At 36.5% G+C, this 16,215-nt stretch carries 14 protein-coding genes and 4 tRNA genes; 13 read left to right on the top strand and 5 right to left on the bottom strand.

Annotated elements, in window-relative coordinates:
- Positions 1-45: 45 nt before the first annotated feature.
- The 4 genes from RM573_RS14575 to RM573_RS14590 all read right to left on the bottom strand — a co-directional run bounded on the left by RM573_RS14575 (position 46) and on the right by RM573_RS14590 (position 3,369).
- Complete coding sequence (locus tag RM573_RS14575; protein WP_311583655.1) at positions 46-795, bottom strand: substrate-binding periplasmic protein; 750 nt, start codon at positions 793-795, stop codon at positions 46-48.
- A 34-nt stretch (positions 796-829) separates the two neighbouring features.
- Complete coding sequence (locus RM573_RS14580; RefSeq protein ID WP_311583659.1) at positions 830-2,182, bottom strand: DEAD/DEAH box helicase; 1,353 nt, start codon at positions 2,180-2,182, stop codon at positions 830-832.
- 148 nt (positions 2,183-2,330) lie between these two features.
- Positions 2,331-2,936 carry a peroxiredoxin gene (locus RM573_RS14585; RefSeq protein WP_311583664.1) on the bottom strand — a complete coding sequence of 202 codons (606 nt, stop codon included), beginning with the start codon at positions 2,934-2,936 and terminating at the stop codon, positions 2,331-2,333.
- Positions 2,937-3,039: 103 nt separating this feature from the next.
- Positions 3,040-3,369, bottom strand: a complete 330-nt coding sequence (locus RM573_RS14590; protein ID WP_311583667.1) for a Grx4 family monothiol glutaredoxin — start codon at positions 3,367-3,369, stop codon at positions 3,040-3,042.
- A gap of 265 nt (positions 3,370-3,634) precedes the next feature.
- On the opposite strand from RM573_RS14590, the gene sodB reads away from it, so the two are divergent.
- The 9 genes from sodB (at position 3,635) to RM573_RS14635 (ending at position 10,588) form a co-directional block, all read left to right on the top strand.
- Positions 3,635-4,216, top strand: a complete 582-nt coding sequence (sodB, locus tag RM573_RS14595) for a superoxide dismutase [Fe] (protein ID WP_311583671.1) — start codon at positions 3,635-3,637, stop codon at positions 4,214-4,216.
- Between the two features lie 324 nt (positions 4,217-4,540).
- Positions 4,541-6,475, top strand: a complete 1,935-nt coding sequence (locus RM573_RS14600) for a PrkA family serine protein kinase (protein WP_311583674.1) — start codon at positions 4,541-4,543, stop codon at positions 6,473-6,475.
- Between the two features lie 36 nt (positions 6,476-6,511).
- On the top strand, positions 6,512-7,789 hold the full coding sequence (locus RM573_RS14605; protein WP_311583679.1) for a YeaH/YhbH family protein: 1,278 nt from the start codon (positions 6,512-6,514) through the stop codon (positions 7,787-7,789).
- Positions 7,790-7,821: 32 nt separating this feature from the next.
- The gene (locus tag RM573_RS14610) at positions 7,822-9,330 is read left to right on the top strand and encodes a SpoVR family protein (RefSeq protein ID WP_311583682.1); all 1,509 of its coding nucleotides are present in this window, start codon (positions 7,822-7,824) and stop codon (positions 9,328-9,330) included.
- A gap of 285 nt (positions 9,331-9,615) precedes the next feature.
- Positions 9,616-9,954 (top strand): DUF3718 domain-containing protein, encoded by a 339-nt coding sequence (locus tag RM573_RS14615; protein WP_311583686.1) that lies wholly within the window; start codon positions 9,616-9,618, stop codon positions 9,952-9,954.
- Between the two features lie 183 nt (positions 9,955-10,137).
- A tRNA-Met gene (locus RM573_RS14620) sits at positions 10,138-10,214 on the top strand.
- A 24-nt stretch (positions 10,215-10,238) separates the two neighbouring features.
- Positions 10,239-10,323 (top strand) — tRNA-Leu (locus tag RM573_RS14625).
- A 53-nt stretch (positions 10,324-10,376) separates the two neighbouring features.
- Positions 10,377-10,451 (top strand) — tRNA-Gln (locus tag RM573_RS14630).
- A gap of 62 nt (positions 10,452-10,513) precedes the next feature.
- Positions 10,514-10,588 (top strand) — tRNA-Gln (locus tag RM573_RS14635).
- Positions 10,589-10,674: 86 nt separating this feature from the next.
- Here the strand turns inward: RM573_RS14635 and RM573_RS14640 are convergent.
- Positions 10,675-11,841, bottom strand: coding sequence for an FAD-dependent oxidoreductase (locus tag RM573_RS14640; RefSeq protein WP_311583689.1), 1,167 nt, complete (start codon positions 11,839-11,841; stop codon positions 10,675-10,677).
- 338 nt (positions 11,842-12,179) lie between these two features.
- On the opposite strand from RM573_RS14640, the gene miaB reads away from it, so the two are divergent.
- The 4 genes from miaB (at position 12,180) to RM573_RS14660 (ending at position 16,202) form a co-directional block, all read left to right on the top strand.
- On the top strand, positions 12,180-13,622 hold the full coding sequence (miaB, locus tag RM573_RS14645; RefSeq protein ID WP_311583692.1) for a tRNA (N6-isopentenyl adenosine(37)-C2)-methylthiotransferase MiaB: 1,443 nt from the start codon (positions 12,180-12,182) through the stop codon (positions 13,620-13,622).
- 79 nt (positions 13,623-13,701) lie between these two features.
- A complete protein-coding gene (locus tag RM573_RS14650; RefSeq protein WP_311583847.1) occupies positions 13,702-14,772 on the top strand; it encodes a PhoH family protein in 1,071 nt (356 codons plus the stop codon).
- Between the two features lie 2 nt (positions 14,773-14,774).
- Positions 14,775-15,230, top strand: a complete 456-nt coding sequence (ybeY, locus tag RM573_RS14655; RefSeq protein WP_311583696.1) for an rRNA maturation RNase YbeY — start codon at positions 14,775-14,777, stop codon at positions 15,228-15,230.
- 93 nt (positions 15,231-15,323) lie between these two features.
- Positions 15,324-16,202: a CorC family transporter gene (locus tag RM573_RS14660; protein WP_311583699.1), complete on the top strand. Its 879-nt coding sequence runs from the start codon at positions 15,324-15,326 to the stop codon at positions 16,200-16,202.
- The last annotated feature ends 13 nt before the right edge of the window (positions 16,203-16,215 follow it).

A 16,215-nucleotide genomic window follows, 5' to 3' on the forward strand; every position in this document is an offset into this window, starting at 1 on the left:
TTAAACTTTTACCTTATAATTTAACATAAAATAAAATCTTAAAAATCAATGGCTAGATAATATTTTCTTATATCGATCAGGGTTATTAAACTCATCAATAATCGACATGATTTCAATGACGTCATGCTTTTTAGCAAACTGAGGTGAAAAAGCGATAAAAGAAGGCTCTTCTAATGAAGAAATTGACATAACACTAATGTTATCTTCAATGCCCATCTCTTTGATAGAGGAATACGCGGCAAAACCATCAGTAACAACTAAATCAACACGATCGAGCAAAAGCATGTTAAATGCATCTTCTAAGCGACTAACTTCTGCAATGGTAAATAACCCCTCCTTTTTTGCTTTTTCAAATTCCTCACCTAATAAAACCGATCTAACTTTAGCCACCGATTTTTTTGATGTCATTGTGTCGAAGCTGTCAAACTCAAAGTTATTGTCAACTTTTTTAATTAGCACTGAGCCATAAAAGTTAACAAATTGCTGTGGAGGAAAAACTAAAGATTGTGCGCGCTCGTTTGTATAAAGGGTTGGCATAATGGCGTCAGCATGACCATTTTTCACCTCTAACATTGCTCGCCCCCACGGCATTACAGTGACATTAAATTTTAACGACGAATATTCACTCACTTTGTTTAATGTATCAATGAGTAAGCCTACCGCAACCTTATCTGCATTATAGACAAGCGGTTTTAACTCAGGCGCGACCACATTAATGACCAACTCATTTAAAGTTGTTTCATTCGTATTAATGTCAGCGGTTTGAGAGGAAACTTTCGTACATACTATTAGCAATGCTATAACAAAAGTTCGAGTTATTAAGACCATATTATTCGACTTCAGGGGTATTATTAGCGTCTATTTCACTAGCAGGTTTAGCTTTTTTCTTTTTCATCACGGGCATATTGCCAACATCCTGTGCAAAAAACGTTTTTTTCTGAGTTTTATTTACTTTCGTTTGTTTACTCTTCAAGGCGATTGGTTTTTTCTGGCTATTCTCTGTTTTTTTCGTTTTCTGTTTTTTAGGTTTTATCCCTTTAAATTTAGCTTTTAAACCTTCAACAGAATCGAAGGTAAAATTTTGCTGTAAAAACATCTCTATATTTTTAAAACTTAACCAATCTTTTGGTCCAACAAACGAGATAGACTCTCCTTTATTACCTGCTCTTCCTGTTCGACCAATACGATGAACAAACTCTTCGGTATGTTTAGGTAAATCAAAATTAATAACATGTGAAACATTCACTAAATCTAAACCGCGTGATGCTAAGTCAGTAGTAATTAATATTTTTTGTTGGCCTTTGGCAAAACCATCCATAATTTGATTACGCTGGCTTTGGTTCAAATCACCACTTAAGGCAACAGTACTTAATCCTTGTGATGAAAGTTTTCCAGATAATCGTTCAGTATCAGCCCGTGTTGCCGTGAAAATAATCAATTGTTGATATTTTTCTGAAGATAAAAAGTGCTCAAGTAGCAATTCTTTATGATCAAGATTATCGGCAAAATAGAAACGTTTACTGATATCTTTATGTTCAGTATGCGCCGCACCAATTGCAATGCGTTTCGGTTTCGTTAATAACTCCAATGCGAAATCATTAATTTGACCATGATCTAACGTTGCTGAAAACATCAACGTCTGACGTTTACGGTGATCTGCTGCTTTATTAATTAATTTAAGTTCTTTCGAAAAGCCTAAATCGAGCATACGATCGGCTTCGTCCAAAATCAGTAATTCTAAACCATTTAAATAAAAGTGCCCTTTTGATAAATGATCGGCAAGACGTCCTGGGGTTGCAACTAAAAAGTGCGGGTCTTTTTCTAAGGTTTTCACTTGGTCATTAAAATTTTCGCCACCTAATATTAAGACCGCTTTAAATTGAGTACCCGCTGTGAATAAGCGTAACTGAGTAAATACTTGTTTGGCTAACTCCCTGGTTGGCGTAAGAATAACAACACGTGGATCTCTTTTACTCAACGCACGATTTTTCATTAAACGCTGTAAAGCTGGCAAAATAAACGCGAGGGTTTTACCCGAACCAGTTTTAGACGATGCGATAAGATCTTGGCCGGTCATAGCTACTGGTATTGCTTGTTGTTGAATATCTGTTGGCTCGTTAAAACCTAAGTGTTCGATAGTCGACATCAAACGTTTATCTAATCCAAAATCGCTAAATGACAAAGCGTACTCCTACCTTTTAAATATAAATTTTTAAATCCTCCCTATTATAACCTGTAACAAATTGCCTGTAACGAATAACTTATACTGAGGCACAAAATACAGGTATAAAAAAAGCCGCAAAAGCGGCTTTAATCATTTACAGTATCGCTTATAGGTTATCAGCGTTATCTGTTAAGTAAGATGCAACACCTTCAGGAGAAGCTGTCATACCTTTATCACCTTTGTTCCAACCAGCCGGACAAACTTCACCGTGCTCTTGGTGGAATTGTAGCGCGTCAACCATACGGATCATTTCATCAACGTTACGTCCTAGTGGTAAATCGTTCACGACTTGATGACGAACATTACCTTCTTCATCAATTAAGAATGAACCACGGAAGGCAACGCCTGCTTCTGGATGCTCAACATCATACGCTTGACAGATAGCATGTTTAGTATCTGCTACTAATGTATATTGTACTGGGCCGATACCACCTTCGTTTACTGGTGTGTTTCTCCATGCATTATGTGAAAATTGAGAATCAATAGAAACACCAATAACTTCAACACCACGGCTTTTGAATTCTTCAAAACGGTGATCAAATGCTAATAATTCTGAAGGACAAACAAATGTAAAATCTAACGGGTAGAAAAACACTACTGCTTTTTTCCCTTTAATTGCTTCAGATAAAGTAAAGCTATCTACGATTTCACCGCTACCTAGCACAGCTGCTGCTGTAAAGTCCGGAGCTGGACGACCAACTAATACACTCATTTTTTTCTCCATGATTTGTCTATAAAATTAATTAAACGTTTACGTCACAAGTAAGTATTGAGACATAAACGTTTTTTTCAATGCTTTTTAAAAATAAAAATACTTATTCTGAAACTTGTTTCGCTGCCGCTTCTTTAATAAGCGTTTGTAATTCACCTTGCTGATACATTTCCATAATAATATCGCAACCACCTACTAACTCACCATCAACCCATAATTGCGGAAAAGTAGGCCAATCGGCATATTTTGGTAATTCACTACGAATATCTGGATTTTGTAAAATATCAACAAACGCAAATTTTTCACCGCAAGCCATTAAAGCTTGTGATGCTTGTGATGAAAAGCCACAACTTGGCAATTTAGGTGAGCCTTTCATATAAAGTAAAATATTGTTTTCTGCGATTTGCTCTTTAATTCGTTCAATAGTGTCCATATCAACCTTCGATTTCTAGTGTAATACTTATTGCATTAAATAATGGTGGCGATACCTTCGTTATTCAACCCAATAAATACTAATAATTAAAATGTTCTAAGTTAAAACTATTTACCTTGATAAATACGCTGGCAAAACCAATTTATTTGGGTAAAATATGCATAGTTTTTAATACCTGAGTATTTTACTCGGTTTTTACCAAAAGCAAACAACTTCTTTATTTTTGGGTAAAATAAATCTTTCTAATTAATTCCTGGAGAATATAATGGCTATCGAATTACCAGCGTTACCTTATGCACAAGATGCATTAGCACCACACATTTCAGCAGAAACATTAGAGTACCACTACGGCAAGCACCACAATACTTATGTAGTTAAACTTAACGGTTTAATCGAAGGTACTGAATTTGAAGGAAAATCTTTAGAAGATATCGTTAAAACATCTTCAGCTGGTATTTTTAACAATGCCGCTCAAATTTGGAATCATACGTTTTACTGGAACAGCTTAAGCCCTAATGGTGGTGGTGAGCCTACGGGTGCCTTAGCTGATGCAATTAACGCAAGCTTTGGCTCTTTCGATGAATTTAAAGCTAAATTCACTGACAGTGCTATCAATAACTTTGGTTCAAGCTGGACTTGGTTAGTAAAAAATGCTGACGGTAGCTTAGCAATTGTCAACACTTCAAACGCTGCTACACCGTTAACAGATGAAGGCGTTACACCAATTATCACTGTAGATTTATGGGAACATGCTTATTACATTGATTACCGTAATTTACGCCCTAGCTATATGAATGCTTTCTGGGCATTAGCTAACTGGGATTTTGCTTCAGCAAACTTTGCATAAGCTCACGTAAAAATCATCGTATTAAAACCAGAGTCCATCTCTGGTTTTTTTATCACCGTAATTGGATATATTCCCTCCTATTGATGACTTTACTTTCCGTAAATGATCTAAGTGGTTTTACCCGTATTTAATTAAACTCAGTTACAAATATTTTCGTAGTTTCCTCACACCTTCAAAAAATAAAGACTAAACTTGTAAATAGTTTAGGTAAATTGTCGGTCTTTATATTTAGTAAAGCTGAGCGGGAAAATACTCGTTAGTTGTATTTACTCTCTTTCTGTCATTAGCTCAGCTTTGATATGTTTATCAATTTTGGGGGCAGTTATGAGTATTTTTAAACACTATCAATCTCGTTATGATGAATCAAAAGAAGAAACTTGTTCCGTACAAGACTTTCTAACACTTTGCCAGAAAGATAAATCTGCCTATGCCAGTGCCGCCGAACGCTTGTTAAATGCTATCGGCGAACCTGAAATGATAGATACTTCATCAGAGCCACGTCTAAGTAGAATTTTTTCCAATAGAGTTATTGCTCGTTACCCCGCCTTTAAAGAGTTTTATGGGATGGAAGATGCCATAGAACAAATTGTTTCTTATCTAACTCATGCTTCACAAGGTTTAGAAGAGCAAAAACAAATTCTTTATTTACTAGGCCCCGTCGGTGGCGGGAAATCTTCACTCGCGGAAAAATTAAAAGCTTTAATGCAACAAGAGCCAATATACGTACTTAGTGCGAACGGTGAAAGAAGCCCTGTAAATGACCACCCTTTCTGCTTATTTGATAAACACTCAGATGGCAAAATTTTAATGGATGAATACAACATACCAGAGCGTTATTTAAATACGATAATGTCACCTTGGGTTGCTAAACGATTACATGAATTTCAAGGGGATATTAGTCAATTTGAAGTCGTTAAAATTTACCCTTCAATTCTTGATCAAATTGCCATCGCTAAAACTGAACCCGGTGATGACAATAATCAAGATATTTCAGCGCTGGTAGGTAAAGTAGATATTCGACAACTCGAACATTACGCACAAAATGATCCTGACGCTTACAGCTACTCTGGAGCCTTATGTAGAGCAAACCAAGGATTGATGGAGTTTGTTGAAATGTTTAAAGCTCCAATTAAAGTATTGCACCCGTTATTAACCGCGACACAAGAAGGAAATTACAACCCAACAGAAGGTTTATCGGCACTACCATTTGACGGCATTTTACTCGCACATTCAAATGAATCAGAATGGCAAACTTTTAGAAATAATAAAAATAATGAAGCATTTTTAGACCGCGTATATATCGTTAAAGTGCCGTATTGCATGCGCGTTTCTGAAGAAGTGAAAATCTATCAAAAACTGCTAAAAAACAGTGAGCTTTCTCAAGCACAATGTGCCCCAGATACCTTAGAAACTTTGGCACAATTTTCAGTATTATCGCGATTAAAAGAACCAGAAAACTCTAGTATTTATTCTAAAATGCGTGTTTATGATGGTGAAAGCTTAAAAGATACCGATCCCAAAGCGAAATCTTATCAAGAATATACGGATTACGCAGGTGTCGACGAAGGCATGTCGGGCTTATCCACCCGCTTTGCATTTAAAATTTTATCCCGAGTGTTTAATTTTGACCACATGGAAGTTGCCGCTAACCCTGTTCATTTATTTTATGTGCTTGAACAGCAAATTGAGCGAGAACAATTACCTAAAGAAGTCTCTGATCGTTATTTAGAGTTTATTAAAGGCTATCTATCTCCTCAATATATTGATTTTATCGGGAAAGAAATTCAAACCGCATATCTTGAGTCTTATTCTGAATATGGGCAAAACATTTTTGATCGTTACGTAACTTATGCTGATTTTTGGATCCAAGATCAAGAATATAGAGATGCAGAAACAGGTCAGTTATTTGATCGAGAAGCATTAAATAACGAACTTGAAAAGATAGAAAAACCGGCTGGTATTAGTAACCCGAAAGACTTTAGAAACGAAATAGTCAATTTTGTCTTAAGGGCAAAAGCCAATAATAACGGAACTAACCCTGTGTGGACCAGTTATGAAAAATTACGCACAGTAATTGAGAAAAAAATGTTTTCTAATACCGAAGATTTATTGCCGGTTATTTCGTTCAACACTAAAACTTCCAACGATGATCAACAAAAACATGATGACTTTGTCGAACGTATGATGAGCAAAGGGTATACCAAAAAACAAGTACGTTTGTTATCTGAATGGTATTTACGCGTAAGAAAGTCTTCTTAAGGTAAACGCTAAACAGGCATTTATGAGGTAGCCATTATGGCAAATTTTATCGATAGAAGACTCAATAGTAAAAATAAAAGTACCGTTAACCGACAACGGTTTATCCGACGTTATAAATCACAAATTAAAAAATCTGTGGAACAAGCGGTTAATAAACGGGGAGTCACGGATATTGATAGCGGTGAAAGCATCACCATTACTAAAAAGGATCTCAGTGAACCTACCTTTCATCAAGGGCAAGGAGGTATAAAAGACAGAGTACATCCAGGCAACGATCAATATAATACTGGCGATCAAATTCAGCGGCCACCTCAACAGTCAGGACAAGGAGCGGGTCAAGGTGAAGCTAGTAATTCTGGTGAAGGTGAAGATGATTTCGTCTTTTCAATTTCAAAAGATGAATATCTGAATATACTCTTTGAAGACTTAGCACTGCCAAACCTTGAACAAAACCAACTTGATAAGTTAGTCGACTATAAAACGGTTCGTTCTGGTTATTGTGCAGAAGGTGTACCATCCAATATCGATATAGTGAAATCATTACAAGGCTCTATTGCAAGACGAGTCGCGATGACATCGTCAAAACGAAAATCCTTGAAAACAATGGAAGAATCATTATTAGCTTTACAACAAGATAAGCACGAGCACGTGAAAGAAATTGCCGAGTTAACCATTGAAATTAACAAGCTCAAAGAGAAAATTGCCAAGGTTCCTTTTATTGACACCTTTGATTTACGGTTTAGGAATTATGCCAAAGTTGCTGTACCAACTTCTAAAGCGGTAATGTTCTGTTTAATGGATGTTTCAGGTTCAATGGATCAAGCAACGAAAGATATCGCGAAAAGGTTTTATGTATTGCTTTATTTATTTTTAACGCGCACTTATCAAACCATAGAAGTGGTTTATATTCGTCACCACACCCAAGCGAAAGAAGTTGATGAACAAGAATTTTTTTATTCTCAAGAAACTGGCGGCACTATTGCTTCTAGTGCCCTGGAATTGATGATTGACATCATCAATAAAAGGTTTAATCCCAAAGAATGGAATATTTATGGCGCCCAAGCATCTGATGGTGATAATTGGGCGGATGACTCGCCTCATTGTCGTCAATTAATGAGTAACGAAATTCTACCTCTATCTCGTTACTTTGCTTATATCGAAATTACTCAACGCACCCATCAAACCTTATGGCAACAATATTTAACAGTGCAAGAACAATATAACCATTTTGCGATGCAACACATTAAAACCGTTGAAGATATTTACCCTGTCTTTAGAGAGTTATTTAAGAAAAGTAGTCCGCAAGTAGCATAAATATTTATATGCATAGGTAATGGAGTGTAATTATGGCAACTAAAAAAATGTTATCTGATGGACCTGATTGGACTTTTGAATTACTACAACAATATCAAGATGAAATTGCCCGAATTGCAGAAAGCTTTCGTTTAGATACGTATGCTAATCAAATCGAAGTGATAACCGCAGAACAAATGATGGATGCTTACGCAAGTGTTGGCATGCCTATTGGTTACAATCATTGGACCTTTGGTAAAAAATTTATTCAAACAGAGCAAACCTATAAACGAGGTCAAATGGGACTGGCCTATGAAATAGTGATTAATTCTGATCCTTGTATTTCATATTTAATGGAAGAAAATTCAATTACTATGCAAGCACTTGTTATGGCTCATGCATGTTATGGCCATAACTCGTTCTTTAAAGGTAATTATTTATTTAAATCGTGGACCGATGCGAGTTCTATCATTGATTATTTGGTTTTTGCTAAAAATTATATTGCTGAATGCGAACATAAACATGGTATTGATGAAGTTGAATCTTGTTTAGATGCTTGCCATGCGTTAATGAATCACGGTGTTGATCGGTATAAACGTCCACAAAAAATTTCGTTAGAACAAGAGCTTAAACGACAAAAATCACGAGAAGAATATTTACAATCTCAAGTTAACACTTTATGGCGTACGATTCCGGAAAATGCTGATAAAACGACAAATAAAACGATTAACTTCCCAAGTGAGCCGCAAGAAAACTTACTATACTTCATCGAAAAAAACGCGCCTTTATTAAAGCCTTGGCAACGGGAAGTGGTTCGTATTGTTCGTAAAGTTTCACAATACTTTTACCCACAAAAACAAACGCAAGTAATGAATGAAGGTTGGGCCTGTTTCTGGCACTACACTATTTTAAACACACTATATGAAGAAGGTAAGGTCAGTGAAAAATTCATGTTAGAGTTTTTACATAACCATACCAACGTAGTCGCGCAGCCTGACTATAACAGTCCTTATTATTCAGGAATAAATCCTTACGCCTTGGGCTTTAATATGTTTATGGATATTAAACGAATTTGCCAAGAGCCCACAGAAGAAGATAAACAGTGGTTTCCTGAAATTGCCGGAAGTAATTGGTTAGATACTTTACATTTCGCCATGGAAAACTTCAAAGATGAAAGTTTTATAAGTCAATTTTTATCACCAAAACTAATGCGTGATTTTAAATTATTTCATATACATGACGATGAGAAAGAAAACTTTATCGAAGTTGCGGCAATACACAACGAGCAAGGCTATAAAAAAATCAGAGCGGCATTATCTGAACAATACAACTTAAGTAACATTGAAACCAATATTCAAATCACCAAAGCGAACATCACCGGAGATCGCTCTCTGACTTTAAAATATACCCCTCATCAGCAGGTACCATTAGCCAACTCAAAAGATGAAGTGTTAAAGCATTTATATTATCTATGGCAGTTTGAGGTAAAATTAATTCAAGAAAACCAGCAAGGTGAAGAAGAAGTAATAGCGCAATGTCCGCCAAAAGATAAATCTCATTAATTAAATGAGTTTTATTTCAATCAGTTTTTTTATTTTTTGAGCGGTTTAAAGTGAGAAGTTAACAAACATGAAAGTTTACTCACTTTTACTCACATCCCCTTCCCCAAAGTTAACCGTTAAACGTTTAAGATTTACCCTAATTAACAGTTAGTTAACCTAAGGTTAAAAGAATATAAATAAAGAAGGATTAATTAGTCTTTATTTTAATTATTTCTCTGTATATATAAGAAAATAAACTATCATATAAGAGTATTAAAAAAATACTGTTAAATTATAGGACTAAACATGACTAAAATAATTTTACTCGCTAGTGTATTAGCAACAAGCTTATTAATATCAGCCCCAGCAAAAGCAGATTTATCATTGCGTGTCTGTGAATATGTGCAAGCTAATGATAAAAACCGCTTACGCTCATTTTTAAAAGCAAATAAATTAAAAATAAGAAAGATCTATAAAGGCTTATTATGTAATGGTAATACTTTATTAGCATTTGCCGCAAAATCACAAGCTTTAGAAGTAGGTGAATTTATGATTGGTAAATTACCAGCCAAAGTTGTTGCTGCTGAAATCCCTGAAATTTCAAAATATTCAGCACATTTAGCTGAAGAAGCAAAAGATAGATAAAGTTAATTTTATTTATTTCTATCAAATCACCATGAAAAACTAAGAAAAATGTGCATATTAGCAGCGTTTTGTTGAGAGTTTAGCCAAACAATCAAAAAGTCTTCTTTTTTTATTAAAAAACGGTTGACGAAGCCGAAACAGATTTGCATAATACGCGCCACTTGCTGAGAGGCAGGTTGGAAAGGCTACATAGCTCAGCTGGTTAGAGCACATCACTCATAATGATGGGGTCCCAGGTTCAAATCCCGGTGTAGCCACCATTAACTCTTAGTGATAGAAATAATGCGGGGTTGGCGGAATTGGTAGACGCGCTGGATTTAGGTTCCAGTATCGCAAGATGTGAGAGTTCAAGTCTCTCACCCCGTACCATTTCAAATAACACATTTCTTCTCGAAACTGTGTTAGAAAGTAAGTTACATTGCAGGGGTATAGCCAAGCGGTAAGGCAGCGGGTTTTGATCCCGTCATTCAGAGGTTCAAATCCTCTTACCCCTGCCACTTTCTTTTTATTCTCAAGTAAAATCCGAAAGTTAATATTGTAACGACAACGAGTTTTCTGCAGGGGTATAGCCAAGCGGTAAGGCAGCGGGTTTTGATCCCGTCATTCAGAGGTTCAAATCCTCTTACCCCTGCCACTTTCTTTGTTTTTCTATTTTCTATTTTCTATTTTCTATTTTCTATTTTCTATTTTCTATTTTCTAATTAATTTTAACTCAGACATTTAAATACCACAGGCATATTCCAACGCTTTATTTTTAAGCTTTGGAAACTTGTTGGTCATAAATAATCCAGTATTGCGAAACAGCTTGATTAGACCTGAAGGATGGCTAAAGCCAGTATAAAGCATATCCATTGCGGTCATCATTAATAAATTATCTCGTCTTCTCGCCTTTTCATATCCTGCTAGTACTTCAACATCATGCCAGCATTTTCCCTCACCGATTGCTTTAGCAACGACTTCTTGTAACGCTTTGACATCTTTAAAACCTAGATTTACTCCCTGTCCTGCTAATGGGTTTATGGTATGAGCAGCATCGCCCAACAAAACAACACGATTTTTTTGGTACTGATTAGCATGCCTGCGAGTTAAAGGAAAACTCGCTTTATCAATAACTTTAATGTTGCCAAGTTTTGCCGGAAAGGCTTCGAGAATAGCCGCTTGTAGTTGTGGATTTGATAAGTTTGATAATCGCGAAATTTCTTCTTTAGCATGGTACCAAACAAGTGAAGCATGGTTTCCAGGCATAGGTAACATAGCCACAGGGCCCGTTTCACGGAAATGTTGCCAGGTGATATCTTGCTGACTTAACTCAGTTTCAACATTAATTAGCATTGCCGCTTGCTGATAATCCCAACCAGTTGTACCAATATTGGCGAGTTGCCTGACTTGAGAGTGTGCGCCATCAGCAGCAATCAGTAATTTGGTTTCAATCGTTTTATTTGATAATTGAACACTGACCTGTTTATCGTTTTGTTCAAATGAAATAAGCGATTCAGGACAGAACAAGTCGATATTTTCATGATGTTGTATTTGTTGCCATAAAGACAATTGAATTAAACGATTTTCAACGATATGACCAAGATGTTGTTCATTAATTTCTGAAGCAGAAAACTCTGTATACGCAGATTCTTGCTCCCATACACTTAACCGCCGATATGGGCATGCTCGCCATTGTTTAATTTGCGGCCATGCATTAAGTTGCTCTAATAAAAATTGAGATGATAACGACAGTGCAGAAACACGAAGATCAAAGGGTTGATTCTGGATAAATGATTTCGGTGCCGACTTTTCAATGACCGCAATTTTCAACCCCAACTGAGCCAATGATAAAGCACTTGCTGCGCCTACCATGCCACCGCCAACAACAACACAATCAAATTTATCCATGAACCAACATTCTACTATTGTTTTTCCACTATTCTAACTAACCAAAGTCACGAATTCGATAACTATCTCTTTATTACTCACGAATTATCGTGAGCATAGGAAAGTACTGTTTTATTTATCGTAGGTGCAAGCGTCTTGATTGTCTCGATAATTTTAAAATTCGCTGTTGATAAATTAAATACAAAAACCGCCATCAAGGATCAACAACTGTAATTTTATTTTTGCCAATTTTCATCCGTTATAACTAGCCTCGGCATTCAAGAAAGAGTAAAATACGCCCCCTAAAATTCTCTAGCAAAAACTAGAACCAATTTCATGAACACAATAGGCATAAATAAATGAGTAAAAAGTTATACATAAAAACCTGGGGTTGCCAAATGAACGAGTACGACTCGCAAAAGATGGCCGAATTATTAGACTCCACACATGGCTATGAATTAGCAGAAGAAGCTGAAGATGCTGATGTGATTTTATTAAATACCTGTTCGATTCGTGAAAAAGCACAAGAAAAAGTTTTTCATCAACTAGGTCGTTGGAAAAATTTAAAAGTAAACAAACCTGAATTGCTTATTGGTGTTGGTGGGTGTGTTGCCTCACAAGAAGGTGATGCTATTCGTCAACGTGCCCCATTTGTTGATATGGTATTTGGTCCACAAACGTTGCACCGTTTACCTGAAATGATCCAACAAGTCACGGGTGATCATAACCCTGTGGTAGATGTTAGCTTTCCAGAAATTGAAAAATTTGACCGTTTACCAGAGCCTAAAGCAGAAGGCGCTACAGCGTTTGTTTCCATTATGGAAGGTTGTAGTAAATATTGTACTTTCTGTGTCGTGCCTTATACCCGCGGTGAAGAAGTCAGTCGTCCATTAGATGACGTGCTTTATGAAATAGCACAATTAGCCGAACAAGGCGTACGAGAAGTTAATTTACTTGGCCAAAACGTTAATGCCTACCGTGGTGATTCTCACGACGGTACGGTATGTCGTTTTTCCGAACTCATTCGTTTAATAGCCACCATAGATGGTATTGATCGCATCCGTTACACAACCTCGCACCCAGTAGAATTTACGGATGACATCATCGAAGTTTATAAAGATGTTCCTGAGTTAGTCAGCCATCTACATTTACCGGTGCAAAGTGGTTCTGATCGAATTCTTACCCAAATGAAACGTGGTCATACTGCATTAGAATATAAATCACAAATCAGAAAGCTTAAAAAAGCACGCCCTGATATTTGTATGTCTTCTGACTTTATCGTGGGCTTTCCTGGCGAAACCGATGCTGATTTTGAAGCAACCATGGACTTAATTAAATCGGTTGATTTTGATTTAAGTTTTAGTTTTATTTATAGTGCGCGCCCAGGAACGCCGGCTGCCGATATGGTTGACGATATTAGTGATGAAACGAAAAAACAACGTTTGCAAATATTACAAGATCGTATCACCTCACAAGCACTGCGTATTGCACGTCAAATGCTTAATACCGAACAACGTATTTTAGTTGAAGGCCCTTCTAAGAAAAACCCGATGGAATTACGTGGCCGCACTGAAAACAATCGTATCGTCAACTTTGTTGCGCCACATAGCGTAATCGGTGGTTTTGTTGATGTGAAAATCACAGATGTTTATGCAAATTCATTACGCGGTGAATTGGTTCGTCAAGAAAGTGAAATGGGATTACGAATTGCGCATTCACCTGCTGATATATTATCAAACAGTCATCATAACGCTAAACCAGCTAATGTAGATGAGTTAGGTGTCGGCACATTCACCCCTTAATCTTGCGAATATTTGCCGCTCGTTAAAACACCTTGATTAATTAGCGGCTTATTTATTAATTAAAATGGACAACAAGCTTTTGAGTAAAGACAAACAAAGTATTTTAACATTAGAGCCTATCGACAATACAAGACAAGCTAATTTGTGTGGCCCTATGGACGATAATTTAAAAACGATCGAACGTCGTTTAGGGGTTGAAATAAGTTATCGCACTAATCACTTTAAAATCATTGGTGCGCCGGCTCAAATTAAAGCGGTTGCGAAAATATTAAAAGATTTATACTTAGAAACTGAAACCGTCAAAGGGGAAAGTAAAACAATCACGGATGAAATGGTGCATCTTGCGATTATCGATGCCAATGTCCTCGAGCAAGCACCTAGCAAAGTCGATGCAGACTTTAATAAAATGGTGACCATCAAAACTAAGCGTGGCGTTATTAAGCCTCGCAACGAAAACCAATCAGCTTATGTGCAAAATGTTTTAGTTAATGATATTAGTTTTGGTATCGGTGTAGCTGGCACCGGTAAAACATACTTAGCCGTTGCTTGTGCTGTTGAAGCGCTGGAAAGACAAGAAGTTAGACGTATTCTATTAACTCGCCCTGCGGTAGAAGCCGGTGAAAAATTAGGTTTTCTGCCTGGTGATTTAACCCAAAAAATTGACCCTTATCTGCGCCCACTCTACGATGCATTATTCGAAATGCTTGGTTTTGAAAAGGTCGAAAAGTTAATCGAACGTAATGTCATTGAAATTGCACCGTTGGCATATATGCGTGGTCGTACATTAAATGATGCCTTTATTATTCTTGATGAAAGCCAAAATACCACAGTAGAACAAATGAAAATGTTTCTAACGCGAATTGGCTTTAACTCTCGGGCGGTAATAACGGGCGATATTACACAAGTTGATTTACCAAGGGGTCAACGTTCAGGCTTACGTCATGCTATTGAAGTTTTAGAAGATATCCCAGGTGTTAGTTTTAACTTTTTCCAATCAAAAGATGTCGTTAGGCATCCTGTTGTCGCTCATATTGTTGAAGCGTATGACGCATATGACCAGAAAATGAATCGAATTAAAGCTGAGAAGAAAAAACAAGATCAGCTAGCCAAGCAGCAAGTCATTGAAGCCAATCAAGAAGCAGGCAAATAATTGTGTCTATAGATTTAGATCTACAAATTGCTTGTAATGCTGTAAATTTACCAAGTCATCAAGATATACAGTTATGGGTAAACACGGCGTTATCACCTTATAATAAAGCCTTTGAATTAACGGTGCGTATTGTTGAGGTTGAAGAAAGCCAATCGTTAAATTTGCAATATCGTCAAAAAGATAAACCAACTAACGTACTCTCTTTTCCGTTCGAGGTACCAGAAGGTATTGAATTAGCCCTATTAGGTGATTTAGTTATTTGTGCCCAAGTCGTTCAACAAGAAGCTGAGCAACAAAATAAAGCATTAATGCATCATTGGGCGCATATGGTTATTCATGGTTGCTTGCATTTACTAGGTTATGACCATATAGATGATAATGAGGCTAAAGAAATGGAAGCACTTGAAATAAAATTACTTTCAGCATTAAATATTAATGATCCGTATCAATTAATCTAACGCTATTTTCTATTTTGACAATAACTACTTGAAATATACTTTAATTGATTACAAACTAAACAACTCACTAATAATAGGAATAATATAAGCTCTATGAGCGACGATAACCCACACTCTAGTAACGGTTCTTCAAATAAAACTTTTTTTAATAAAATATTACAAGCTTTTACCGGAGAGCCGAAAAACAAAGATGAACTTTTCGATGTGCTAAACGATGCAGAAGATCGCGAACTCATCAAACCAGAAACTAAACTGATGATCGAAGGGGTATTAGAAGTTTCTGATATGCGTGTAAGAGATATCATGATCCCTCGCTCTCAAATGGTCACACTGGACATCAATATTCCACTTAAAGATGCAATTCCACTTATCGTCGAATCAGGCCACTCGCGTTTTCCAGTAGTAAACGAAGATATCGACCATATTGAGGGAATTTTATTAGCAAAAGATTTACTCGCCTATGCCTTTAATGAAGAAGAGCAACCTTGTACCTTTAATGAAGTGATCCGTCCTGCGATCATAGTACCTGAAAGTAAAAAAGTTGAACCTTTGCTAAAAGAGTTTCGCTCACAACGTTACCATATGGCTATTGTCGTTGATGAATATGGCGGAGTATCAGGCGTTGTTACCATTGAAGATATTTTAGAATTAATAGTGGGTGAAATTGAAGATGAAACTGATGATGAAATTATTGAGGATATCAAACACTTAGCTAGTAATGTCTATCAAGTACAAGCACTAACTGAAATTGATGATTTTAACGAATATTTTAATTGTGAATTTGACGAAAACGGTGCTGATACCATAGGTGGAATAGTCCTTCATCAATTTGGCCATATGCCTAAAAAGTCTGAATCATTAAATCTTAATGATTTTGAATTTAAAGTCACTTCAGCTGATAACCGACGTATTCAAGTCTTACAAGTCACTATCCCAAAAGATCATCAAGTCAATGGCAAAACGATTGATTAACTTACTATGATCC

It is taken from the genome of Thalassotalea castellviae (assembly GCF_031846185.1).
GTDB lineage: Bacteria > Pseudomonadota > Gammaproteobacteria > Enterobacterales > Alteromonadaceae > Thalassotalea_H > Thalassotalea_H castellviae.